This window comes from Pseudomonas cerasi, from assembly GCF_027983475.1.
Lineage (GTDB): Bacteria > Pseudomonadota > Gammaproteobacteria > Pseudomonadales > Pseudomonadaceae > Aquipseudomonas > Aquipseudomonas cerasi.
This window is the reverse complement of sequence record NZ_JAQJVM010000001.1, coordinates 1208875-1233527: the sequence shown is the minus strand read 5'-3', so window position 1 is coordinate 1233527 and position 24653 is coordinate 1208875. Positions and strand designations below refer to the sequence as shown.

Here is a 24653-nt window from a genome sequence, read left to right as displayed (position 1 = left end):
CTCGTTTCCGCTGAAATGGGTAGGTCGCAAGGGTTGACCCTGCAAGTGCGGATAGGACTTTTTTTACGCCGATGCCCATCGGTTGCCCACTAGTACTACTGCTAGGTTGTTGCCCGGGTAAGGACTGTTAGGGTTAGGCAAGACTTCCAGCCACACGGACGCCTCAGGGCTTTCAGGCTTGGGGGTCGTCAATGACCAGAGCGCAAGGACTGCACAATCGTCAGACACCGCTGCGCTTGGCACGCATCAATCAGCGAGGTCCGCTCCATGGCTGCTTCCACTTCCGTGCACTCCAACGCGCTCAATTTCATGAGTTGTCTGAAAAGCGGCGTCGACCCACGCACCGGGCTTTACAACATATCGATCAGCATGCCCGATCTGCAGAGCAATGACCTGCGCGGGCCAGGGTTCCGACTCGACCTGTCCTACAATCAGCTCAATACGCTGGACAGCGGCTACGGCCTGGGCTGGAACCTGCAGTTGTCGCAGTACGACCCTGCCACCCAGATCCTGTCCCTGAGCACAGGCGAGACCTTCCGGGTCGACGGCACCGGCAGCAACGGTCTACTGACGATGACCGAGAAGAAAATTGACACCTTCCACTTCTACAAACAGGACGATACGTCTTACCGGGTGGTGCACAAATCAGGTCTGATGGAAATCCTCAAGCTGCACAGCAGCGGTAATAAAAAAATGGCCTGGGCGGTAAAGATCATCGCCCCGTCGGGACACAGCATCGCGCTCGAGCACACGGTGTTCAACAGCAGCACCTACAGACTTGCTTCGATCACTGACGACCTGGGTCAGACGCTGTTGGCAATTGCACGCAGCAGTACATCCGTCGAGCTGAAACTGCATCCGTACGCGGGCACTGGCGGTACTCCACTGGCGCGCTTTTTGATGACCCTCACCGGCACAAAACACGTAACGTGCATCACCCTGCCCACCGAGAACAATGCGTCGTGGCGCTTCGAATATGCCCTGAAGAACGGCAATCAGTTATGCATCAACCATGTAGAGACGCCCTCTGGAAGCAGCGAAGAAATTTACTATCAGGATGAAGGCCATGCGTTTCCATCCAGCGCCGCTCGCCAGCCCATACCCAGAGTGACAAGACACATCACCGATCCCGGCCTCAGTCAGGCAAAGGTCGATGTGCGATATACCTACAAGGACGGCCAGCAACGCTCACGAAATTTTCTCGGTGCCGGGTTGCCCATCGCCTGGAAAGACGACGGCCTGGACAACCTCTATAAATATCTGCAGGAGTACAACTATGTCTGTACTGAAAGCCTGTGGGTCGACAACAAGGCCGTGCGCAGCATAGAGCGCACCTTCAACCGCTTTCACTTGCAGACCCGCGAAGTCACCACCCAGAACAAAAACCAGCAAACGGTCACCACCGCCTACAACATCCTGGAGGACGTGCATTACTCCAGACAGCCCGACGATTGTCAGCTACCCAGCGAAGTCACCACCCGTTGGCAACGGCTGGACGAGCCTGAGCGCACGCGCACAGAAACCGTCACCAATACCTATGACCGTTACGGCAATCCGCTGGTGCATACACGCGCTGACGGGATCCAAGAAGTCAGCAGTTGGTACCCGGCCGCCGGTGGCGACGGTTGCCCGGCCGATGCGGAAGGGTTTGTCTCACGACTGAAAGAAAAAGTGGTCAAACCCGCCCTGTCGTCGCAGCCAGGGGCCCCTACCCTGTCCAAACGTTATCGCTACAGCGCGCTGCCTGCACTGACCGGCAGCGAGTTACCCGACTGGATCGTGCCGGAAACCGAAACACTGCTGCAGCTTGAAAGCGATGGAACCTCTGTGGAGTTGCAAAAGATCCTGCTGGAGCACATCAACCAGCCGGACGCGCCTTTCCAGCATGGTCGAACCGGGAAAAATATCGAGTCCCTGAATGGAAAGGACACCGTTACCGTCTACGAGTACAGCCACGCCAGCATCAGTCACAGCAACAGCAGCAACCGCAAGAACAAGGGTAAGGGCAACAACAAGGACAACAGCGAACACTTGCAGGTCCCGGTACAGCTGATAGAGATCACCACTATCGGCTTCGACAATGCCCGCATAAGCAAGCAGCAACAGCAATCATTGTTGACCGGCCAGGTGCTGATGACCCTGGAAGAAGGCGTGGAGATCCGCTATGCCTATGACGCGCTCAACCGGCTTACCAAGGAAACGATCGCACCGAATTCAAGTGCTGGCTATGAAGCCAGTCGCGAGTACGAGTACACCCTGTGTTCCGCTCCGGGACAGCATGCAGAACAAGTGCTGACCGACGCCCGCAAGGTCAGGACTCGCTCTGTCATGGATGGCCTGGGCCGGGCAATACTCGAGGAACGGGACCACATCGACAGCAATGATCTGAAAGCGATGCGCATGATCCATACAGCGCAATACAACGCCTGGAACAATGTGCAATACGAAATGGATTACGACTGGTTCGACAACCAGCAACGGTTCACCACGCAAAGTACCTACACCTACGACGACTGGAACCGCCAGTCTGTCATTACCTCGGATCACGGCGTACAGACCCACCAGTACTACGACCCCATCGGCAGTGAAGAACATAACGGTCCGGTCCAGAAGACGTGGGTGCAAAGCAGTGACGCAGAACCTCTGATCAGTGGTCGTAGCGAGACCTGGCTGAACATGTTCGGCAAACCGGACAAGATCAAGAGCCAGAACGCAGCAGGAGAAGATCTGGGCTCACAAACCTTTCTCTACGACGGAATGGGGCGCTGCACGCAGCAGACTGACGAGTCAGACGACACAACCCTGTTCAGCTATGACGCCTGGTCGCGCATGGTCAGAACACGCTTGCCGGATAGCAGCGAGGCACATCGTGAATATGAACCGTTCAGCACCACCGAGCTGCCGACCAGCCTGAGCGTGATTCATCGGGACGGTATTACCAAAACCCTGACAGGCGAACAGAAGTTCGACGGGCTGGGCCGTCTGACACGGACGCAGGCAGGGCAACGTGTGGAGCACTACAAGTACGAGGATGGTCAAATGCAGGTCAAAACCCGCACGACGGCCATGGGTGATGCCATCAGCTACACCTACAAGCGGGAGCTCACCGACCAGATCGTCTCCAGTACTGCACCGGATGACGCTGCCCGTTTCGACTATGACAACGTCAGTGCCCGCCTGGTCTCTGCCACTAATCAGCAGGGCAAGCGCGCTTACGCTTATGACGCGCATAACCAGCTGACCAAAGAGACCTGGGAAGATCTGCAAGGCCGGACCTGGCAAACCCTGCATCGGACATCCTTGCAGGGCCGTACGATGTATCGCACCGATGTCGAACAAAAAGAGGTCAAAAACCCGGTTAAAGACGTAGTCAAGGGCCGGGTTAGAGGCGGCGTCAAAAACAGTGTCAAAGGCGTGGAAACGACTTACCGGTATGACTCGTTCGGCCGACTCGAAAGTGCCGCTCAGGGCAACGTGAAGGTGACCACCCGGTATGACACACTGGGTCAGCCCTGCGAGATGACAACCCATGACATCGTCGCCGGGACCCGCCTGATAAACCGTATGGAATATGACGACCAAGGGCAGGAAGTGCTCAGGACGCAGATTGCCGGCAATCACCCTGTACGTACGCTGGAACAGCAATGGCAACCCGACGGGCTCATGCGAAGCCGCCACTTGCGGGAAGCGGGCAACACGCTGCTGCTGGAAGAGTTCAGGTATGACACCCGAGCCCGGCTGACCGGCATCACCTATTCAGGCAGTAAGTTGCCAGTGCACGCTTCCGACAAGGCGATGCTCAGCCAGACGTTCACCTTCGACGAGCTGGACAACATGACCCTGAGCTATACCAAATTTGCCGACGGCAACACTGAAACAGCCACTTTCCGCTATGGCAAAGAGGGTGACCCCGACTCCGAGGACCAATGCCAGTTACTGGGCATCACCTACAGGCCTCCACGGGACACGCCGGACCCGACGTTCAGCTATGACGCCAACGGCAATCAGTGCACTGACGAGCATGGCAACCAGTTGCACTACGACAGCCAGAGCCGCCTTCTTCGGGTGGCAAAACCGGCGGGTGAGCCCATCAACACCTACACGTACGACGGCCATAATCATCTGGCCACCACCCGCAATGGCAGTGACAGCGAAATACTGCGTTTTTATCAGGGCCAGCAGTTGAGCAGCACGGTGCAGGACGACCGACGTACTCAGTTTCTGCACATTGACGAGCAACCCATAGGCCAGCAGATCATCGGAGAACCTGCCAAAACCCTGCTGTTGCTGACGGATGCGAACCAGAGCGTTCTCGGTGAGTTCCAGCAGGACACGTTGCGAACGGCTGTCTACAGCGCCTACGGAGAACGCCACAGCGATGACGTGCTGCTCAGCGTTGCCGGGTTCAACGGCGAGGTGTGCGAAACAGATACGGGCTGGTACCTGCTGGGCAACGGCTACAGAGCCTACAACCCGGGCATGATGCGTTTTCACAGCCCTGACTCCTTGAGCCCCTTTGGTGCAGGCGGGGTCAACCCCTATACCTATTGCCTGGGCAATCCCATTGCCTGGCGCGACCCCACCGGGCATGACGCCAGCTCCCAGAGTGGCAGGCTGCGACGACCCGATGAGGATGAGATACCTGCAGAGATGTCGGGGGGTATTGGAATGATGACCTGGGTCATGCTTGCGGTGGGTGTAGGGATAACAGCATTGGGTGCCTACGCGACAGTGGCCACATATGGATTGGCATCGCCCCTCACGGGGCCCGTAACGGCTTTGGGTATAACGATCAGCGGACAGGCGGCTGCCTATATTGCAACCGGCGTGTTGGCCGCAGGGACCGCGCTCGGTGCTGCATCAACAGCTGCCACTGCTTATGGTGCGGCGAAAGGAGATAACGCAGCGCTTCGAGTAGGGGAATACTTGAGCTATGCCGCGATACCTTTGGACATCGCTGGGGGTTTTTTGAGAAGTGCGGTCAAAACGGCGGTCAAGGCTGCGACCAAGGGTCTGGGCAAGGCTTCGACCAAAGCTCTGGGCAAGGGAGATGGCGTGAAAGGTCTACTCTGGAAACGCAGGTCGTCGGATGCGTTCTTGAACGGCTCTACGCGAGGCTCCTTGAGCAGCTCGCAACGGAGCGCAATCGGCGAGCTAGATGAAGTGCTCGATGGCACGAGTATGGCGTCGTTCGACAACAACCTTGCCTCCACAGGAACGGCCTCGAATCTATTCGCCAACCCGCGTACATTCGGCATGCAAAATATTCCAAGGGTCGAAGCGCAAATAGCTTCGGGACCACTGCGTCTTTGGCAAGAGCCTGGCTGGATACAGTATATGCCCCGCATCAAGGGAGCCTATATACAAAATACCAGACGGTAAATTTCGATGTCTCACCATCGACAGCTGTAGGCACTTGTCGATGGTGCCCTGGTGTGACTTGCCAAGCTGGATTGCCGATGCTGAATCATCCATTATCCAGCCCCCCGAAAAACGTCGTGCCAAGTATCAAACTATTTGTAACTTATGCCAGGTTATGATCTGCGAACGACATAACCTGACATATAAAGAATCACACATCTGCAAATCACAACATATGACAAACGTTTAGGAAATATCCTACACCTCCCGCCATTAAACAAAGTGCTTCAGAGACTTTGCAACTAACGCTCCTACTGTAAACTCCCGCCCCGTCATGACACACAACACAAACCGTCTACCAAGACACCATAAATAGTTACATTTTTAGTCCTGCAACTTTAATACTTATAAGGTTTTAATCGTGAACAAAATGCTATCCGTATTGGGCCTTGCTCTGGCGACTACACTGACCGGCACTGTCGCATCCGCCAACCCCGGCCCCGGCACCATCCGTTTCGAAGGCAAGATCACCGCCACCACCTGCCCTATCGAAGTGGTCAATCCGGGCGATGGCTCTATCGGCAACGTGGTGAACATGGGCTCTATCGAAGCCAACCGTTTCACCGGCATCGGTGACGAACTGTCTGGCAAGAGCTTTGCCCTGCGCGTCAATGACGATGGCAGTTGCGGTCTTACGTCTGGCGGCGCCGCGAACACTGCCAAAGTCACCTTCATCGGCGCCCCTGACAGCAGCGGCGACTACTTCGGCGTCACCCCTACTGTCGACGGGGCAAAGGGCGTTGCGATCGTGATCAAGGACCAGACCGGTACCTCCATCAAACCAGGCGACGCCTCGGCGCCTTATCCACTGGTCGAGGGGGGTGTCACCGACATGGTGTTCAACGCCTACTACCGTTCGACACTGGCTACCGTTCAACCCGGTGCTGCTTCGGCGGATGTCCAGTTTGTTGTCGCGATCAACTGATACATCGACCCACTCGCTCACTGTGTAAGGATCAATAGTCTTTTCACGTGAAGCATCTTCACTACGTTCAGGTCCGTTCGGATCTGAACGTACAAGGTAACTTTCCATGATTTGCCAACAGGCTTTTAAAAGACCTGCCCTCGCGGGGTGCATGATGTTATTCATATGCGCAGCTTATATACCCGCCAGCCAGGCAGCACTGACCGTCAACGCAACGCGTATAGTGTTCGACGGCGACAAGCGCAGTACGTCGGTGGTCATATCCAATCCTAGTGATCGCCCGTTCGCGGTGCAGACCTGGGTAAATACGGAGGCAGACGACACTGTCACCGTCGTTCCATTCGCACCTTCGCCGCCACTTTTCCGCCTTAATCCGGGCAAGGAACAACAGGTACAGATCAATGGCCTGCCCCACGACCTGCCCTCTGATCGTGAGTCATTGTTCTACTTTAACGTGCAGGAAATACCTCAAGCCGACTCTTCGCAAGGCAATGTACTGAATATTGCCCTGCGTACCCGTATCAAACTGTTTTATCGCCCGGTTCTGCTGACTGACAACCCCATTGCCCGCCTCAAGGACCTGCAATGGTCGGTCCGGCAGATTGCCGGCAAGGCAGAGCTGACCGCCATGAATCCGACGCCCTTTCATGTGTCGTTCATTCGCCTCGACGTCTCCGGCGGTGGCAGGACTGAAAAGGTCAGTGAAGTCGCCATGCTTGGCCCGTTCAGCTCTCGCCATTACACGCTCAACGAAACGAAAGCGGTACCGGGCCTGCAGGTGGTGTTTGCCGCGATCAACGATTACGGCGGCTACAGCCAGCCGCAGACAGCTACGGCCACGCTGACTGACTGAAACAGCGCTGGCACGCTTCATCCCCAGGACATTGAACATGACCCTATTACCCGATTCCGGGTTCATACCGGTGCGCCTGCGTTTTATGCAGGTGCTGATTGTGTGCGGCAGCGTGACCGTTCCGCTGGAACTGACCAAGGCGGCAACCCCTGTCAATTTCCAGTCCGGCTTCCTGCGTCAGGGCCAGGACTATGACAGTGCGGCCGCGGCCAGCGTGCTGAACCAGTTGTCAGTTGTCGAGAGCCTCGGGCCAGGCGACCATTGGGTAGAAATCCACGTCAATATGCGCTATTTCGGCCAACGGCAGATCCGTTTCGATGCAGACCCGCAAGGCAACGGCCTGCTGCCCTGCCTGTCGTCGGAATTGCTTGAGCAGATCGGCGTACGCCTCGACAGTCTGGCCGACCCGGCCTCGTTGCAAGTCGCCTGTGTCGCGTTGGGGCAATTGATTCCGGACTCCAGGGTCGTACTCGACGGCGGCAAACTGCAACTGTCGATCTCGATACCGCAGATCGCCATGCGCCGCGATGCCAACGGTCGAGTGGACCCGGCGCTTTGGGATTACGGCATCAACGCCGCCTTCATCAATTACCAGACCTCGGCGCAACAGACGACCCACAGGGAGACAGGCACCAGCAGCAGCGCAGACCTGTACCTAAACACCGGTATCAACCTGGGATCATGGCGATTGCGCAGCAATCAAAGCGTGCGCCAGGATGCACAGGGACATCGCGAATGGACCAGAGCCTACGCTCATGCACAGCGAGACCTGCCCGGCACGCACGCTAACCTGACCCTGGGTGAAACCTACACCGGCGGCGATGTCTTCCGGAGCGTGCCGATCAAGGGCGGGTTGATCAAAACCGATCAGGAGATGCTCCCCGATTCCCTGCAGGGTTACGCACCGGTGATTCGTGGCGTGGCGCAAAGCAGGGCCAAACTCGAAGTGCTGCAGAACGGATACCCGATCTACTCCACGTATGTCAGTGCGGGCCCCTATGAAATAGATGACCTGAACACGGCGGGCAGCGGCGAACTGGAGATCGTGCTGACCGAGGCCGATGGTCAGGTCCGGCGCTTTACCCAACCTTACTCGACTATCAGCAACCTGTTGCGCGAAGGCGTCTGGAAATACAGCACAGCCCTGGGCCGCTTCAACGGCGCCTACGCCACCGAGCATCCCTGGCTGTGGCAAGGCACGCTGGCGGTTGGAACAGGCTGGAACTCGACCCTTTATGGCGGACTGATGACCAGCGACTTCTACCACGCCGCTGCAATGGGCGTGTCGCGGGACATGGGCCTGCTGGGGGCGATGGCGTTCGATGTGACCCGGTCACGCGCCAATATCGATCAAACCGGTCGGTCCAGCGTGCAGGGCATGAGTTACGCCATCAAGTATGGCAAGGCGTTCACTACCCATACCAATCTGCGCTTCGCAGGTTATCGCTACTCCACCGAAGGCTATCGGGATTTCGACGAAGCCGTCAGTCAGCGCAGCAACGACGCTACGTTCACAGGCAGCCGCCGAAGCCGTCTGGAAACTTCGATTCATCAAAGAATCGGCGCACGCAGCAGCGTAGGTCTGACGCTGTCGCAACAGGATTACTGGGGCCGCGATATCGAGCAGCGGCAATTTCAACTCAACGTCAACACCCATCTTGCCGGGATCACCTACAACTTCTACGCCTCACAGTCACTGAGCGTAGACAGTAGCCGCGGCAACGACCGGCAGTTCGGCCTGAGTATCTCGATGCCCCTCGACACCGGCCATTCGAGTAATGCCACACTCGACCTGCAGAGCAGCGCCAATCGCCACAGTCAACGGGGCAGCCTGAGCGGCAGCTTCTATGAAAACCGCGTCAATTATCACGCCAGTCTTAGCAACGATGACGGCAAACAGCAAAGTGCAGGCCTTGCGGCAGGCTATCAGGCGCCCTTCGCCAGCCTCGGCGCCGGCGTGACCCAGGGCAATGATTATCGAAGTGCATCAGTCAACGTCAGTGGCGCCTTGTTGCTGCATGCGGACGGCATCGAGTTCGGCCCGAATCTGGGCGACACCATCGCCCTGATCGAAGTACCCGATACACCCGGCGTTGGCATACAGAACGCTACCGGTGTCAGGACCAATAGTCGCGGCTACGCATTGATGCCCTATCTGCGCCCCTACCGCTATAACCCGATCACCTTGCAAACCGACCGACTGGGGCCCGAGGTGGAAATCGATAACGCCAGTACTCAAGTGGTACCTGCCAGGGGGGCCGTGATCAAGACCACCTTCGCTGCGCGCAAGGTGACGCGCCTGGTCATCAATGCAGCCACTGACAGTGGCAAGCCGCTGCCATTCGGCGCCCAGGTCAGCGATGCGCAGGGCAACATCCTGGGCATCGCAGGGCAAGGCGGGCAGATTTTGCTGTCTACCGGCATGCAGGCCCAAACCCTCGATGTCCGCTGGGGTGAGAAAAGCGACCCTCAGTGTCGTCTGCACATAGACCCCGCGGGCATGCCTCTGGCCAAGGGTTACCGAATGCAAGACATGACGTGTACCCAGTGACATCAGATCTGAGCCGTCCGCGACATTGTTATTTCAGGAATCACCCCATGAACACTGCATTGAATGCCCTGCTCCCCAGTCTGATCCTGTTGGGGACCAGCTATAGTGCTGCGGCTTACTCCGAAGAACCGGATGACACACCGAGCAACGATTGTTATTGGGTTTCCTCACCGGGAATAAAGGATTACCGGCGCGACATCGGCACGCTCTACGTCCCCAAAGACGCCGCAGTGGGTACCTTTATCGGCAGCATCGATATGCTTAACGCCACACCAGACCAGGCAGGTCTGGAGGCGGCCTGCAAAAATGACGGCACGGCGCTTCTGGAATTCAACGCTACGGCAACGGCTCCGATCTTTCCGGGCACGGTGGACCCTATAAACGGGGAAGACCTCACAGGCAAGATACTGCAAACCAATATTCCGGGCGTCGGGGTGCGGGTAAGACTGGAGTTTCCGTATGACAGGAACTGCCCCAATTGCTTCACGCCTGTAGGTGGCAGCGCCTCCGTTCCGTTCATCGGCCTCAACGACCACGAGAAAATGCTCACGAGCCTGCGTTTTCTTCATCTGAACAACTATGTCACGCTGGTCAAGACCGGACCGATTCCCTCCGGACCCAATGTGCTCAATGGCAGTGAACTGTTCTCCGGAAGCGTGACAACGCTTGGCAGGATCATGAAGTTCGGGCTAACCGGCACAATACTTCAGGCACAGTGCAGCGTCGGTGCAGATCCGGTCAGTGCCGACACGGTGCAGTTGGGTGAGTGGGACAGCGCTGACTTCACCGGTCCCGGTTTCACCACACCTGCGGTGCCATTCAGTATTGCGTTGAGCAACTGCGAGACCTATACGGGTGACGGCTTCGTGGCAACGGCGCATATCCAGCTCGATGGTGTCGAAGGCTCGGTCCCCGAGGGCCCTGTCGGCAGCGGGGTTTTCACCCTGACCAGCGATTCGGACGCCAAGGGCATGGGGATTCAGGTTCTCAAAGGTGATGGAGTCACGCCCATGGAGTTGCAGACCGAAGTGCCAATCATGGCGATCACACCCGGTAACGTTGTGCTGAACTTCTACGCCCGCTTCTATCAGACACAGGCCAGCAGCGCGATCCGGCCGGGCAAGGCCAAAGGAGCCCTCAGCTTCACGATGACCTACAAGTAGCAATGCATCATGGACTGCCAACTGGCGGTCCATGACCTCCTCCTCAGGGGTACAACGTTGGTCTGAGCGAAGGAAAAGACTGCCAGGAGAGCGTCTGGTCGAAACTCACACGCACCCGGACATCGAGCTGAGTGCCTATATTAAATGCCTTCAAATCCGTTTTGCTGATAACACCGGCGTCGATTTTATCGTCCACCCGCGGCACCGGGTATTCATCCAGAACGTTAACGATCAACAATTGATTATCAGCACTGCTGACACCATGCACCTCGATGGTGAGGAACTGGTCAGTGCCCATGAATGACCAACTGTCGAGCGTGAACCGTGCGTAGCCTCCCTCTGCAATGTCCTGCAGGCTCAGACGCCCCCCGGAGACTTTGTCACACTGCACCACCGGAAAGCCTGTCATGACCATGATACTCAGCGTATGCAGGTCCGAAAGATAAGGCGGGGCGGCGCTTTTTTCGAATACCTCATAATAAACGGGGATCGACTTGCCGAAATGCTGGGCAATCTGTGTGGAAGGAATGTTGAACAGTCTCGAGTCTGCTACCTCCGTAAGAAAGGCCCCCACACTGCCGGGCTCGGCCCATTGGACGCGGACGGTGTCACCGGGAGCAATCACGGCACTCTCAGGTATCGATACCACGGCGCCCTGATAGGCATCCAACGGATCGAGCGTACTGGCGCTTGCCGAGCCTGACGCCTTCTGAACCCGCGGGGGTGGCAGCACACGCGGTACTGGCTGAGCACGCACCAGCAGCGAAACAGCCAGCGCACGGGGCCCGGCATTCCCCGAGCGATCCTTCAACCTGTAGGACACATAACGAATGCCATCGCCACTCTCGAGAACCATTTGCTTGTCGAAGCCAATATTGATCGTGCTACCGATGTCGGACGCTTCAAGCGTCAGGGTTCCGGTGTGCTCCGAGCCCGTCATCGTACTGCTCCAGTACCAGATAATGAGATCCCCGGCGCTCGGCGAAAAATACGCGGGCACTTCGGCCAGCACGGTGTTGCCATGAGAGTCCAGCCAGGCCGAGGTAAGACCATCCCTGATGATTTCTTCCGGAAAAATCAGCGCCCCTTCGTCTGCGAATACCGGTGCCGTTTTATCAATGACAAAGGCCAGTGTTTCGGATTCGGTCTGCACCTGATTGGCGGTCTCGACGCTATAACGGAGTCGATGCTGGCCTTCGCCCAGGTATTGCTGCGCGATCATGATGAACAGATCGACAGGCTGTACAGGTTTGGTCCAGACCTTCTCCTCCAGCAGCAGGTCATTCCAGTACACGCGCAGATACTCAGGGTCGCCCGGAGTGGGCTCGGAGTTTTGCCACATGGGAAAATCGACCCGCAACGGCACGAGCCAAGCACTGCTGGGAAGCAGATTGGGTTCACCGCCGGGTATGTCAGGCAGGAGTTCGGCGATCACAGGCGGCGCAAGCAGCATGCTCTTGCGTCTTGAAGCCGGCCAGAAGAGGACTCTGATCCGTTCGATCCACTTTGAAATGACAGACATGAGCCAGGCCTCCAGTAGGAGAAAGCGGTGGCCGACCCGTTTGCCGACCGCCATGCCCGTCAGTTAACACCCTGTTTTTTTTTGCGGATACTGGCACAAGTGATAGGACCGTTGGCGCATCAGCGCCATCGATCAAGCATCAGCCCCCCGCTTCGCTGTCGCTACCAACTGTAACGCAAGCCTGCACCGGCGCCCCACGGCTGCTCGATGGCATCGCCATTGCTGTAATCGAAATCAGCATGCAACTGCAGGTTGTCAGACAGTGACACCGAAACGCCCGCCCCCAACTCGCCACGGGAACCGGAGAGGTCGTTATTGAAGACGTTGTCGTTGACCTTGACCTCGTTCCGGTTGACGAATTCGTGAGCCACGGCAACCCGCACGTAAGGTTGCAGCGTACGTCCCTGGCCCAGATCGAAACTGCGCCCCGCCGTCGTACCGACCTTGCCGAGCAGCGACCGGCTGCGGTCACCCTCAGCGCGCATACCGTTGTCCAGTGCGTAGTCCTTGCCCTGAACGACCAGGCCCGCCAATTGGGTGTAGGGTTCGAGAAAATAACCGTTGTTCAGTTTGATGAGCCGACCCAGTTCCAGCGACGCGCCAACCCCCAGATTGTCGTAGTTGCCGCGCGTGCGGGAACCATCGCTGAGATTGACTCTGGCCTTGTTTTTGAACTGATTGAGTTTGATCACGCCATCGACGTAGTAGCCGCTCTCGCTGTCCAGCCAGGTGCTGTAAGCGCCCAGCGAGTAGCTGTCGACCTTGCCACTGGCACCGTGATCCAGGCTGAGGTCGGACGAGCTCTGCCCGATCATCACACCCGCCAGCCATTGTCCCGACCCCACAGGCAGCTTGCCATCTGCGCCGAGAGCAACACCGTTCTGAACCTGCCGATATCCGAAGCCCGAGGCGTCGGCCACGTTGAATTTGTTGCCGTAGGTCCGTATCCAGCCGCCGGAACGGGCCTCGTCCATGCGCAACTCGCCCATGCGCGAACGCAACGTGCTCAACTCCCCATACCAGACAGTCGGCGCCGTGTTGAACAACGCCATGACAGTCTGTGCGCCCGGGCTGATGGTCCGGGTGGCGGTATCCAGATACCAGTCGTTATCGCCCTGTTTGATCAGGTCATAGGACCAGGCGCCCAGGTCCACTGCGCCGCCTGAGAGCGAAAAGCTGGCATCGCCGGCTGCCGCATGCACGACGTGCAAGCTGGTATCGCTGAGCGGATCAGCCCCCGTGCTACCGATAAGCAAGGTATGACTGCCGGTCGCACTGCCCGTGATGTCAAGAAAGTCAGTGGTCTTGCCACCGAAATCCACGTCCATCATGAACGTACCATTCCCTGACAGGCTGGCGAGCGACAAGGTGTAAAACGAGGCCGCGTCGCCAAACCTGACCGATCCGCCGTCCATGGACAATTCATTCACCTGACCATTCTCGACCATCACCCACTGGCCCTGGCTACTGAGCGACAGGCTGGATACGTTCTCCAGGCGTCCGGTCAGGGTCGCGTTATTTTGCAGTGACAGGCTGGCGGTACTGCCCTCACCCGCCGATACATCGCCCTGCAGATGGCTGTTGTCCACGGTCATCTGCGCCGTTGAGCCGTTGATCAACTCCAGTATCTTGCCATTGCCGCCGGTCAGCGTAGAACCATTGTTGACCTGGATATCGGCAGTCGCGGGCGCACCGGTGGGCGTTCCGACGATCAGCGCCGACCCGGTGATACCTTCGACCCGGGTTCCCTCAAGGACCAACAAATTGCTTGAGGGTACGGCCGGGTCAGCGCGCAAGCGCACGCCATATTGCTGCCCGGTGAGGGTACTGCCGGACGCCTTCACCGTGGAGTCAAACATCTCCATGCCTCTACCATTGGTGCCGGTGGCCGTCACCGAAGTACTTTCCAGGGTCAGGTTGCTGAGCGAGCCAGCATTTATCCCGCGATTCGTGGCAGTGATCGTGCTGCCGATGACGGTGGCAGTGGAACCGACCAGTCGTGCACTTTCATTGCCCATCCCCAGGCCATCCGCACCACCTGTCAGGGCGCTGCCGACAATCAACGCATCTGCCCCGGTCAACGAGACGGCTGAAGAGCTGGTGCCTGCACTGACCTGACTGCCAGTGAGCGTCAGCTGCGCCCCGGTGATCGTGGATATTTGCAGGGTTGTCGCGCCGTTGGCCGTCAGATTTCCGGTGCTGACAACCCGATAGCTGTCCAGCGGACCTGTTGCATCAATGGTCTGCGGCGTATTGACAAGGATTTGCGCAAAGGCATGACTGCCAGGCAGCAAGGGAGAGAGAAAAATAACGGTTTTCAATGTCCATGAAAGCGGACGCAGCACGAATGGAGCATTCATGACGATGCATTACCTTGAGGTAGACCTGGTTGAACCCCGTGAAGACTGCCCGAACGCGGTCTCGGGAGAGAGGCCGAAAGACTACGGGGATCCAACCGAATGCTCTGTAGGACGTTTCCTAGGTAAACGTAGGGAGGTTCTGACAGCAGAAGATCGTCGGGGAAAATACCAATAAGCGTAGGTGACATGACCCGGTGCGCGCCGGCCTACCTAAACCGTTTGGGAGCAACCTGAGCCTGCTTATACCCCACAGGGTGCCTGCTGCATGCCGCAGGCACCCTGAACCGGCGACCTTCCTTACTTTTTCTTCGGTTTACGTGACTTGAGCACGATAGGACACGCCCCAACTGCGTCGTACATCCCTACCCGGGCGGTGGTTTCCAGCGAGGTAATGGTTTCGGTTGCGCCGCTCATGATGAAGGAGTACTTGATCCTCGCGCTCCCGTTCGGGCTGCCGCTTGCAGGATTATAGACAGGCAGAATGTGTGTCGCGTAGGGCGTGACCAGCCAGGTGAAACCGGTAGCCGGATGGTCGGCTCCCAGCACGATAGCCTCCTCTTTTTCTGTGCCCGGAATAAGAGCGTCGCCTGTAGTTCCTGTAGAGGCGTACCAGTGCAAAGTAACAGTCTCACCGTCCGACAGATATTTCGAAAGATCCGGAACGCGGACCCGTATCCCCGGCTCATCCGTGGCCGGATTTCCGATGCCGTTGGCGAAGAGTGAATCGCAGTTCAGCCAGCCACTTGTACTGGTGCCCTCGAAAAGCGGTGCGTCCGGGGTGATGACAATGGCGCTTACGTTGACCAGAGTCTCCTTCGAGTGCTGGGTGTTTGCTGAACCGGGCGCATGAATGCGGTAATGAACCGGCAAATCAACGCGATTGCCTTCCGCAAAGATATCATCCCAGGGTATTTCAACCTCACGATCGGAACCCGCTGCGTCTGAAGGCAGTACGGTGTAGGTGGCCGATGAAGTGAGCCTTGTGCCCCAGTAGAAATCGATCATTTCACCCGATTGAAGCTTGTTATACAGCTTGAAAAGGACCCTGGCAGCCTCGCCTTTATCCGCTGCTGTCAGGACGTTCGCTGAATCGGAAGTCTTGCCACGGACCTCGACCAGCGGCAACGCATCGTTGACCGGATCCGGCCATACAGGATCGGTTATGGGATCAGGTCCGATAGTGGAGAAATTGACATTGACGCTGATGCTTTTCACTGCGGAAGGGAGAATGCCACGCAGGATTCGATAACTCACATTAGTGGCCTGGTCACCGCCAGTCGCTAAATTGTATTGAGCACGCAGAACCTCATCAGGGACCCTGATCAAAAGCGGAAACTCTGGATAGCTGCCGACTTCCTCGGATCTCAGCATTTCTGCGCCCCAGGTGACTTCGATACGGTCGGTCGGCTTCCAGTTATCGAACGACTTGATCGATACCTGGACCCCGATTCCTGCGTCAGGCAGGTCGATCAAGTTATCATTTTCTGCCAATGGCACGACGGGGTCTTGCAGGTTGTCGGGCAACAGTCCCAGCGCTACGTCTATGCGCTTGTAGTTGGAGAGCGGAGTGCGGTTGGTGGCCTTGTCGATCAGAAAGTAGGCGATGTAGTAGGCATCGTCCCTGGACGCTCCAATGACCGAAACCGGGAATTTCAGCGTATTGTTAGTCGGGCCGGGCAGGTTAACGACATCGACCGGAGGCGGCAGATCTTCGGGTTTTTCGGGCAACGGATTGCCGACGTAATAGAAAGCTACCCTGTGGTCAGGCGCCCAGTCGTAATAGTCAGGCAGCGTGCCGACCAGACCGTCCGGATGTTCATCCAGATACGCCTGGGTCAACTGATCTGTATCCAGAATCATCTGCTCTGGCTCAGAATGCCCGCCCGGCGGCGTGGTATCGACGATCAGGTTGATCGATGGGCTGGTGGTCTGTTGATCATTCGGTTGTCTGATCCGGTAGCGCAAACTGTAAGTACCGTCTGCAGGCTTTTCCAGGCCTTGCATTAAACTGCTCAACGGAATCTGGATCTTCTTGGGAAAGGTGCCAGGAGCCACCGGTGCGGTAATGATATCGCTAAACACCTCTTTAAACGCGTCCGTCTCCGCCTCTGCGCCGATGGCCCAATCGATGAAAAAAGTATCGAAGTCGCCCGGATCAGTGACCAGTCCTGCCCACTGAAGCAAGGTGACCTCAAGAAACTCACCGAGCAGGACATCTTTGTTCAGCGTTCCATCGACAGGGTCCACAACGCCCGTCACCTCTGCCAGAGCAAGGTCTGCGTCGAGCTCCGAATCGGGTCCACTGCCCGCCAGCCCATGGGCGATACGCTCTTTTTGATTGTCATCTAAAGCCGTTGTTGTTTTTGAATCGACCATCATCAGCACTCCTTTGCTATCCGATTGCCGCCCCTGTTTATGCAGAAAACGTACGGGCGGATTGATCATGCCCCCAAGGACTGTCGTCCTTTCATCCCGAGCCGCGATGAAACGGCAACAGACCCTGGCTTTCTCGACAAAAACTTGTCTGCCCAGAACCAGCCATCCAGGCCGGTAGCCCGTTCGATTAAACGGCAGTTGCGCGACACTGGATACTGTCATAACTATCAGGGTGAGCTTCGCAGGGCAGGCTCGACAGGCGCTCGTATCAATCTCGATACATTTATGACATGCGCACGACATTCGGTCGCGCCACCCTACCGCCGAGCCTCCCGGCGAAGTAGCATGAGGGGCAGCGTTGATCTTCAACAGCAGCCAGTCCATGGCGGCACAAGCAGGCGACAGACGCATTATGCAAGCACTTCCCGATACCCCCCTGGATGCCACATCGACCGAGCAGCGCTGGAGCGTTCGTGCGCTGATCGTCGATGACGATGTGGCCATTCGCGAGCTGCTCTGCGATTACCTGACGCGCTTCAATATCAACGCTCGTGGCGTCACCGATGGCACGCAGATGCGTCAGGCATTGACCGATGAAACCTTCGATGTCGTGGTGCTGGACCTGATGCTGCCCGGTGAAGACGGGCTGTCACTGTGCCGCTGGCTGCGCAGTACATCGGATATCCCCATTCTGATGCTGACCGCACGCTGTGAACCGACTGACCGGATCATCGGCCTGGAACTGGGTGCCGACGATTACATGGCCAAACCGTTCGAGCCGCGTGAACTGGTCGCGCGCATCCAGACCATTCTGCGCCGGGTCCGCGACGAACGCAGCGATCAGCGCACCACCATTCGCTTTGACGCCTGGCGCCTGAATAGCGTCCTGCGTCAGTTGACCGCCGCCGACGGCCTCGTGGTGCCGCTGTCCAACGCCGAGTTTCGCCTGTTACGTGTGTTTCTCGAACGGCCGCATCGGGTGCTGAGCCGCGAGCAGTTGCTCGATGCTGCCCGAGGCCGCTCGATCGAGGCGTTTGACCGCAGCATCGATTTACTGGTCTCGCGCCTGCGCCAGAAGCTCGGCGATGATCCGAAGAATCCGCAACTGATCAAAACCGTGCGCGGTGAAGGCTATCTGTTCGATGCCAGGGAGCTGGGTTGATCCGCAGATTCGATACACTGTTTGCGCGTCTGTTTGGTGGCGCCCTGCTGGCCATTCTGCTGGCGCACCTGCTGGCCTTCATCTGGTTCACCCAGTACGGCATGCGCCCCCCGCCGCCGCCGTCCAACGAGTTCAACGCCGAACATGGGCAATTCGATCAGCGGCCCATGCACAGACCGCCGATGCTCGGTGGCCCGGTCATCTTGCTGTTTTTCCAGTTCATCACCCTGATCATTGCTGCGTGGTACGGCGCCAAGGCCCTCAGCCGTCCCGTGCAGAGCCTGAGCGAAGCAGCCGAGCGCCTGAGTGAAGACCTCGACAGCCCGCCACTGGAAATCAGCGGTCCGCAGGAAGCCCGACAGGCTGCGCAGACCTTCAATCTGATGCAACGCAAGATCCGCGAACAGATGCAGCAGCGCGGGCGCATGCTGGCTGCGGTATCCCATGACCTGCGCACCCCCCTTTCGCGGCTCAAACTGCGTGTCGAACAGATCGAAGAGCCCAGGCTGCATGGCCAGATGACTCAGGACCTCAATGACATGATCAGCATGCTCGACGCCACGCTCGCCTACCTCAATGAACACCGACGCAGCGAAGGCCTGCAGCAGTTCGACCTGCAGGCACTGATCGAGTCGCAGGCCGAGAATGCCCAGGACAATGGCGACGACGTACAGTACGAAGGCCAGTGCAAACCGCTGAAGACGCAGCCGATGGCACTGCGCTCGTGCCTGCAGAATCTGGTCGACAACGCTCTGCGTTATGCCGGCAGCGTACACATCGTGATCGAGGACAGCAGCGAGCGGGTGCGCATCTCCGTGGTCGATCACGGGCCTGGCATTGCACCTGAGTTTCACGAAGCCGTGTTCGAGCCGTTCTACCGACTGGAAGGTTCTCGCAACCGCAACTCCGGCGGTATAGGCATGGGCATGAGCATTGCGCGGGAAGCGGCGCGGCGTATCGGCGGCGAGCTGTCGCTCGCGCAAACGCCAGGCGGCGGCCTGACGGCGATACTGGACCTGCCACGACTGTGACGCACTCTGTAACGCTCCGCGTACAAAGCCTACATCCCCTCGACAACTGACGCCCCGAGTCTGCAAAAGCCGGTACACCGTTACCGGGTACATTCATCTCAGGGGAGTGAGACCAATGATCAGTGGGATAAGCAGCAGTTTCTCCAGCTACACCAGTTCGACCAGTGCAACCTCCAGCACCAGCAACAAGAAGTTTCAGGAAGAGCTGCTGGCCAAGCTGGACACCGATGGCGACGGCAGCATTGGCAAGAACGAGCTGAGCTCGGCCCTGTCGTCGAACAGCAAGGATGGCATCACTGTGAGCCTGAGCAAGGCATTCAGCGATCTGGACAGCAACGACGATGACAGCCTCGATGCCGACGAACTGGCCGCGATGACACCACCTCCGCCGCCGCCCATGCAGTCGGTCGATGAACAGGCAGAAGATCTGCTCGGCGCGCTGGACAGCGATGGCGATGGCGCCATTAGCAGCGACGAGCTGACCACCGGCCTGAGCAATGCGGGCAGTACGGCGAACAGCAGCCAGGTGTTCGATGCACTGGACACTGACGAGGACGGCACAGTCAGCCTTGAGGAGCTGGTCGCCGGTATGCAACCGCAACAGCCTCCTGCCGGTATGCCGCCTGCGCAGATGAGCACCTCCGGCAGTACTGACAGCGCCAGCCTGTTCAGTGCGCTGGACAGCGATAGCAACGACAGTATCAGCGCCTCCGAGTTGTCTGCCGCGTTGAAACAGAGTGACAGCACCATTGATCAGGGCAACACCAACCAGATTGCGACTCAGGCCTTGAACAAGATGATCGCCGCACTCAGCGAAAAATATGACACCCAGAGCAGCAAGCCGGTCGGCAAGTACCTGGATACCGCTGCGTAAAGCGAGGCTCCGCCGCCCGTCATGGCGCGGCGGAAACTTTCGCCGTCAGCGGCTGCGGGCACGCTCGCTGCCGACCCAGTCGGTCAGCAGGCTGTAGGCGACTGCCAGCAGCGTCGGGCCGATGAACAGGCCGATGAAGCCGAACGCCAGCAATCCGCCGAACACACCCAACAAGACAATCACCAGCGGCAGATTGCCGCCCCTGCTGATCAGGTATGGCTTGAGCACGTTGTCCACGCCACTGATGATGAACATCCCCCAGATGCCCAGAAATATCGCCATGCCGTACTCGCCCTGCCAGACCAGCCAGGCAGTGGCAGGCAGCCAGACCAGGGGTGGGCCCATCGGGATCAGACTGAACAGAAAAGTCAGAATACCCAGCACCAACGCGCCGGGAATGCCCGCGATCAGGAAGCCGATCAGCGCCAGTACCGCCTGGGCCGCTGCCGTACCGATGACCCCGTTGACCACGCGTTGCACCGTGCCAGCGACCAGATCCAGATAATACTGGGCGCGCTCCCCGATCAGGCGCTCCAGCAGGCTGAGCACGAATGCGGCCAGGCGCGGACCGTCCCTGTAAAAAAAGAAGGCGAAGACGATGCTCAGGGTCAGTTCCAGAATCCCGCTGCCAATCTGCGCACTGCGTGCCAGCACCCAGTTACCGACCTGACCCAGATGCGGTTTGAGCGTCGCCATGAACGCCGCGCCTTGCTGATCGATGGTGGTCCACAGCGCTACCAGTCGTTCGCCCACCAGCGGAATACCCGCCAGCCATTGCGGTGGATCGGGCAAGCCGTCGACCTGAATATCCTTGATCAGGCCTGTAGCGTCACGCACATGGTCGGCGAGATTGAAGCCCAGCCATACCAGCGGCGCCGCGACCAGCAGCATCCAGCACAGGCACATCACCAGCGCGGCCAACGACTCACGGCCCTTGAACCAGCGGGTCAGCAAACGCATCAACGGCCAGCTGGCGAAGGCCAGTACCGCGCCCCAGACCAGCGCCGACCAGAACGGCGCCATCACCCAGAGACAGGCACCAAACAGCGCCAGCAGCAGAATCTGCACCAACAGACGGTCATTGTTGAACATGCGCTATCCACTAAAAAGGATCGGAGGGAGCGAGCATAATGGCGAACCTGCGCGTCCGCCATCGCTGTTCTAGCGGATAACCTCGATCTTGAGCCCTTTGCCTTCAGTGACGCCCGCCTCGAGCCGGGCAGCGCGAACACCTTTGGCGATCAGGGCGTCAAGCCAGGCGCCGGCACTGGGTCCGGACACCGTGGCGCGCAGGCTGCTGTCCTGATTGAGGGCGCGGGAAACGAGGGTAATCCAGGCATCCTGTGGTTCGCCGCTCAGACGGGGCAGTTCCAGCTTGCCGGTGCTTCGCAGCTGGCGCAGCAAGGTGGCCGAGGTCGGCAGCAGTTCGCCCAGTGGCGCAGAGGATTCAAACTGCTCGACATGCAGGTAGGCCCGGCGGTTGCCACGGGTGATGCTGTAAAGCGCTACCAGCGTGTCGCTGCGCGGCTCTGCCAGACGCAGCAACAGGTAAGCCTGGCGGTCATCCGCGCCATACAGTTTGGCGTTGCCGAACACTTCGTTGGCCCACAGGCTGCTTTCTCCGCAGTCGCGCGCCTGGCACCAGAACAACAGCTCGGTGCCCTGCTGCTGCAAGGTTTCACGAGCCGCGGTGAAGGCGTCGTCGGAAGTCCGCTCTGCAGGTAACTGATAGGTGACCGACGTCAGATTGCCACGCGCACTGACCTGGCCGTCGAAACGCAACTGGCCGCTGATCTTGCGGATCGAGCCCATGGGATAGACCCGTTCGAGCTCGGCAGCCGGACGATAATCGACGATTTCCGTGTCGGCCAGACGCGGCAGGATCTGCAGATCGCTGCTGCCTGGTACATCGGCGGCGCACAGCACAGCGCTGAACATAGACATGCACAAGGCAACAACGGGAACACTTGATAAACGCATGAGTGCTCTCATTGGCAGGCAAGCAGGGAGTGAAAATATAAAAGATCGCCAGCGAGGCGGTCACCAGAGGCTGCGGATTGATCCATCACGGTTGACTCCTGTTTCAACCCGTCCAGCGTCGGCAGTTGCCGGTCTCAAGTCAAGAAGCAGCGAAGAAGCGATTGATACAGTGTGCAACAGCGCTCGCACCCTGCTGGTCATCCAGGTGCAGATGATGGCCACCTTCAAGCTGCACGACGTCGAAAGGCAGTCCGGACAGCACAAGCTGGTTTTTCGCCAGCATACCGCCCGCAGCGACCAGCAGTTGCGTCGGGCAACGGATAGCATTGACGAAAGACATTGCCTGCTGATGCGTGAGACGTATCGCAGACGGCAAGGTCAGGCGACTGTCGCTGCGCCAGGTATAGCCGCCGGGTACCGGCATCAGGCCGCGCTGCGCGAGTAATTCTGCAGCCTCGCGACTGACCGGAACGGTGCCTTTCATTCGCGCCTGGACAGCGCGTTGTAGATCTTCGTAAACCGGCTTTTTCTTGCCCGACAGCCTGAGCTGTGCCTGCATGGCCGAGCCCATGCGCTCGGCAGCGGATTCGGGGTCACTGGTCAAGGGAATCAAACCATCGATCAGTGCCAGCCGCGTGATGCGCTCCGGCAACGACCCGGCCAGCAATACCGAAATGATCGCGCCCAGCGAATGCCCCATCAGGGCGAAGCGCGGCCAGCCCAATTGCTCGGCGACCTGCAGCACATCAAACACATAGTCGGCCAGCGCATAGGACGCCCCGGCAGGCCGATGCCCTGAATGACCATGCCCGGCCAGATCAAGCGCCACAATGCGCAGGCCCTCCAGTTGCGGTGCCAGACGGGCAAAGCTGTTGGCGTTGTCGAGCCAGCCATGCAGGGCAATCACCGGCTGGCCGTCCTCGGGGCCGTAAAGATGCGCCGCCAGTTCGATATGGCCCAGATTGAAACGCACCTCCTCCACGGTAAACGTCACGCCGTCACCCTTGAGGCGTTGCGCGCGTCCCAGCGAGCCAGCAGCGTCTTGAGCAGCAATGCGGTTTCATCCGGTCGTTCAAGGGGAAACATGTGCCCTCCGGGCATGGACAGGTATTCGCCTTCGCGCATGCGTCGGGCCAGATAACCATGATGAGGCATGATCACCCGGCTATGTTTGCCGCGCACCATGGCCAGCGGCACCTTGAGTTGCCGTGACGGCATTGGGCTGGTGTGCGGGATACTGCGGTAGATGCTGATCTCGGTCGCCGGGTCGAAACGCAGACGCCACTGCCCGCCGTCTTCGCGCAGACCATGTTGCAGGTAGGCGGTCAGGCAGTCGGGATCGAAGCGGCTGAACAGGGTCTTGCCCGCGAAGTAGGCGCGTGCCGACTGCAGATCGTCAAACGCCTCACGCCGGCCCAGGGTGCGACCCGCTGGCGTGATGCGGTCGATAAAACCCAGCCGCTTGGCAGCGCGTATGACTAACTGATCAGCCAGCCCCAGGACCGGTGAGTCGAGCATCACCACGCCCCGATAGAGTTCCGGGCAGCGCAATGCGGCATGCAGGTGCAACACGCCGCCGAGCGAGTGCCCTACCCCCCACACCGGGCCCGGCTGCTCACGCAGATGGTGGAGCAACTCATCGACCAGATTCAGCCAGTTGTCATCTACCGGAAAACGCGGATCATGGGCGTGTTGCTCAAGATGAGCCACCGAATACTCCGGTGCCAGCGCGCAAAACAGCTTGTTGTACGTCGCTGAAGGGAAGCCATTGGCGTGAGCAAAGAACACGGGTTGCGACATGCCAATACTTCCATGAGCGGGCGAGTCACGATTGTGCCAAGTTGCTTCGCAGATCGGCAATGACTGGAACCGCCATCGCAGGTGTCACTCCGGCCATCAGGATTACCCGATACGGCGGTCGGAGCGGCGTGAAGGCCTATAAAGCTTGGGTAAAACGGTCCAGACAAGCCTTTATATAGGCGACCTGAAAACCAAAAGACTGTTTGGCAAGGGCCTTGGCCTCAGCAGAGGGCTTGGCCTTTCTGAAATCCAGGATGGCTAACTGCATGGCTTGTACTGCGACATCCGACAACGGCTGGAACAGCGCGAGGGCACCATTGTCGGGAAACTGGACCTTCAGCTTGTCGAACAGCATGTCGGCATCATCACGCAAGGCCATGAACTCGGCTGAGGTCATCAGGTTATCCGCATAGACCGACTTCAAGCGCTTTTCCAGATTCAATTCACCGTGTTGCGGTGGAGCCTTGGCAGCAGGCGGAGTTGCAGCAGATATCGGTTGACCGGTGAGTATTCCGCCAAAGGGCGGTGAACTGCCCGGCAAAGCAGGCGTTTCAGACGCAACCGTGTGTTCAGGCGCAGAGCTCTCTCCGGGTGAGGCTGGCTTTTCTTCGGTCATTATCAATCCTCCTGAGAAT

Annotated in this window: 16 protein-coding genes; 8 read left to right on the top strand and 8 right to left on the bottom strand. The window is 58.5% G+C overall.

Annotated elements, in window-relative coordinates; genetic code table 11:
• Nucleotides 1-267 precede the first annotated feature (267 nt).
• The 5 genes from PI739_RS05265 (at nt 268) to PI739_RS05245 (ending at nt 10913) form a co-directional block, all read left to right on the top strand.
• Nucleotides 268-5382 carry an RHS repeat-associated core domain-containing protein gene (locus tag PI739_RS05265; protein ID WP_271351535.1) on the top strand — a complete coding sequence of 1705 codons (5115 nt, stop codon included), beginning with the start codon at nt 268-270 and terminating at the stop codon, nt 5380-5382.
• Between the two features lie 400 nt (nt 5383-5782).
• Nucleotides 5783-6346 (top strand): fimbrial protein, encoded by a 564-nt coding sequence (locus PI739_RS05260; protein ID WP_003366760.1) that lies wholly within the window; start codon nt 5783-5785, stop codon nt 6344-6346.
• 106 nt (nt 6347-6452) lie between these two features.
• Nucleotides 6453-7199, top strand: a complete 747-nt coding sequence (locus tag PI739_RS05255) for a fimbrial biogenesis chaperone (RefSeq protein ID WP_032609410.1) — start codon at nt 6453-6455, stop codon at nt 7197-7199.
• A gap of 37 nt (nt 7200-7236) precedes the next feature.
• Nucleotides 7237-9750 (top strand): fimbria/pilus outer membrane usher protein, encoded by a 2514-nt coding sequence (locus tag PI739_RS05250; RefSeq protein ID WP_054081890.1) that lies wholly within the window; start codon nt 7237-7239, stop codon nt 9748-9750.
• A 47-nt stretch (nt 9751-9797) separates the two neighbouring features.
• Nucleotides 9798-10913 carry a fimbrial protein gene (locus PI739_RS05245; protein WP_003366756.1) on the top strand — a complete coding sequence of 372 codons (1116 nt, stop codon included), beginning with the start codon at nt 9798-9800 and terminating at the stop codon, nt 10911-10913.
• Nucleotides 10914-10956: 43 nt separating this feature from the next.
• On the opposite strand, the gene PI739_RS05240 is transcribed toward PI739_RS05245, so the two are convergent.
• The 3 genes from PI739_RS05240 to PI739_RS05230 all read right to left on the bottom strand — a co-directional run bounded on the left by PI739_RS05240 (nt 10957) and on the right by PI739_RS05230 (nt 17174).
• Nucleotides 10957-12489 carry a hypothetical protein gene (locus PI739_RS05240; RefSeq protein WP_054081891.1) on the bottom strand — a complete coding sequence of 511 codons (1533 nt, stop codon included), beginning with the start codon at nt 12487-12489 and terminating at the stop codon, nt 10957-10959.
• Between the two features lie 107 nt (nt 12490-12596).
• Nucleotides 12597-14795 carry an autotransporter outer membrane beta-barrel domain-containing protein gene (locus PI739_RS05235; RefSeq protein WP_248670466.1) on the bottom strand — a complete coding sequence of 733 codons (2199 nt, stop codon included), beginning with the start codon at nt 14793-14795 and terminating at the stop codon, nt 12597-12599.
• A 297-nt stretch (nt 14796-15092) separates the two neighbouring features.
• Nucleotides 15093-17174, bottom strand: coding sequence for a hypothetical protein (locus PI739_RS05230; protein WP_054081892.1), 2082 nt, complete (start codon nt 17172-17174; stop codon nt 15093-15095).
• Between the two features lie 409 nt (nt 17175-17583).
• Between PI739_RS05230 and PI739_RS05225 the strand changes: the two genes are divergently transcribed.
• The 3 genes from PI739_RS05225 to xopAW all read left to right on the top strand — a co-directional run bounded on the left by PI739_RS05225 (nt 17584) and on the right by xopAW (nt 20238).
• Complete coding sequence (locus tag PI739_RS05225) at nt 17584-18333, top strand: response regulator (protein ID WP_004661894.1); 750 nt, start codon at nt 17584-17586, stop codon at nt 18331-18333.
• The gene (locus PI739_RS05220) at nt 18330-19364 is read left to right on the top strand and encodes a sensor histidine kinase (protein WP_003433089.1); all 1035 of its coding nucleotides are present in this window, start codon (nt 18330-18332) and stop codon (nt 19362-19364) included. The genes PI739_RS05225 and PI739_RS05220 overlap by 4 nt, the downstream gene beginning before the upstream one ends.
• A 115-nt stretch (nt 19365-19479) precedes the next feature.
• Nucleotides 19480-20238: an EF-hand domain-containing protein gene (xopAW, locus tag PI739_RS05215; protein ID WP_003433090.1), complete on the top strand. Its 759-nt coding sequence runs from the start codon at nt 19480-19482 to the stop codon at nt 20236-20238.
• Nucleotides 20239-20283: 45 nt separating this feature from the next.
• Here xopAW and PI739_RS05210 read toward each other — a convergent pair whose 3' ends face one another.
• From PI739_RS05210 to PI739_RS05190, 5 genes are all read right to left on the bottom strand, one after another.
• Entirely contained in the window at nt 20284-21330 is a 1047-nt protein-coding gene (locus PI739_RS05210; protein WP_044308390.1) for an AI-2E family transporter, read from the bottom strand.
• Nucleotides 21331-21399: 69 nt separating this feature from the next.
• Nucleotides 21400-22218: a DUF4892 domain-containing protein gene (locus tag PI739_RS05205; RefSeq protein WP_054081893.1), complete on the bottom strand. Its 819-nt coding sequence runs from the start codon at nt 22216-22218 to the stop codon at nt 21400-21402.
• Between the two features lie 139 nt (nt 22219-22357).
• Nucleotides 22358-23212 carry an alpha/beta hydrolase gene (locus PI739_RS05200; RefSeq protein ID WP_003433093.1) on the bottom strand — a complete coding sequence of 285 codons (855 nt, stop codon included), beginning with the start codon at nt 23210-23212 and terminating at the stop codon, nt 22358-22360.
• On the bottom strand, nt 23209-24018 hold the full coding sequence (locus PI739_RS05195) for an alpha/beta fold hydrolase (RefSeq protein ID WP_003366732.1): 810 nt from the start codon (nt 24016-24018) through the stop codon (nt 23209-23211). The genes PI739_RS05200 and PI739_RS05195 overlap by 4 nt, the downstream gene beginning before the upstream one ends.
• Nucleotides 24019-24154: 136 nt before the next feature.
• A complete protein-coding gene (locus tag PI739_RS05190) occupies nt 24155-24634 on the bottom strand; it encodes a hypothetical protein (protein ID WP_271351534.1) in 480 nt (159 codons plus the stop codon).
• Nucleotides 24635-24653: the final 19 nt, after the last annotated feature.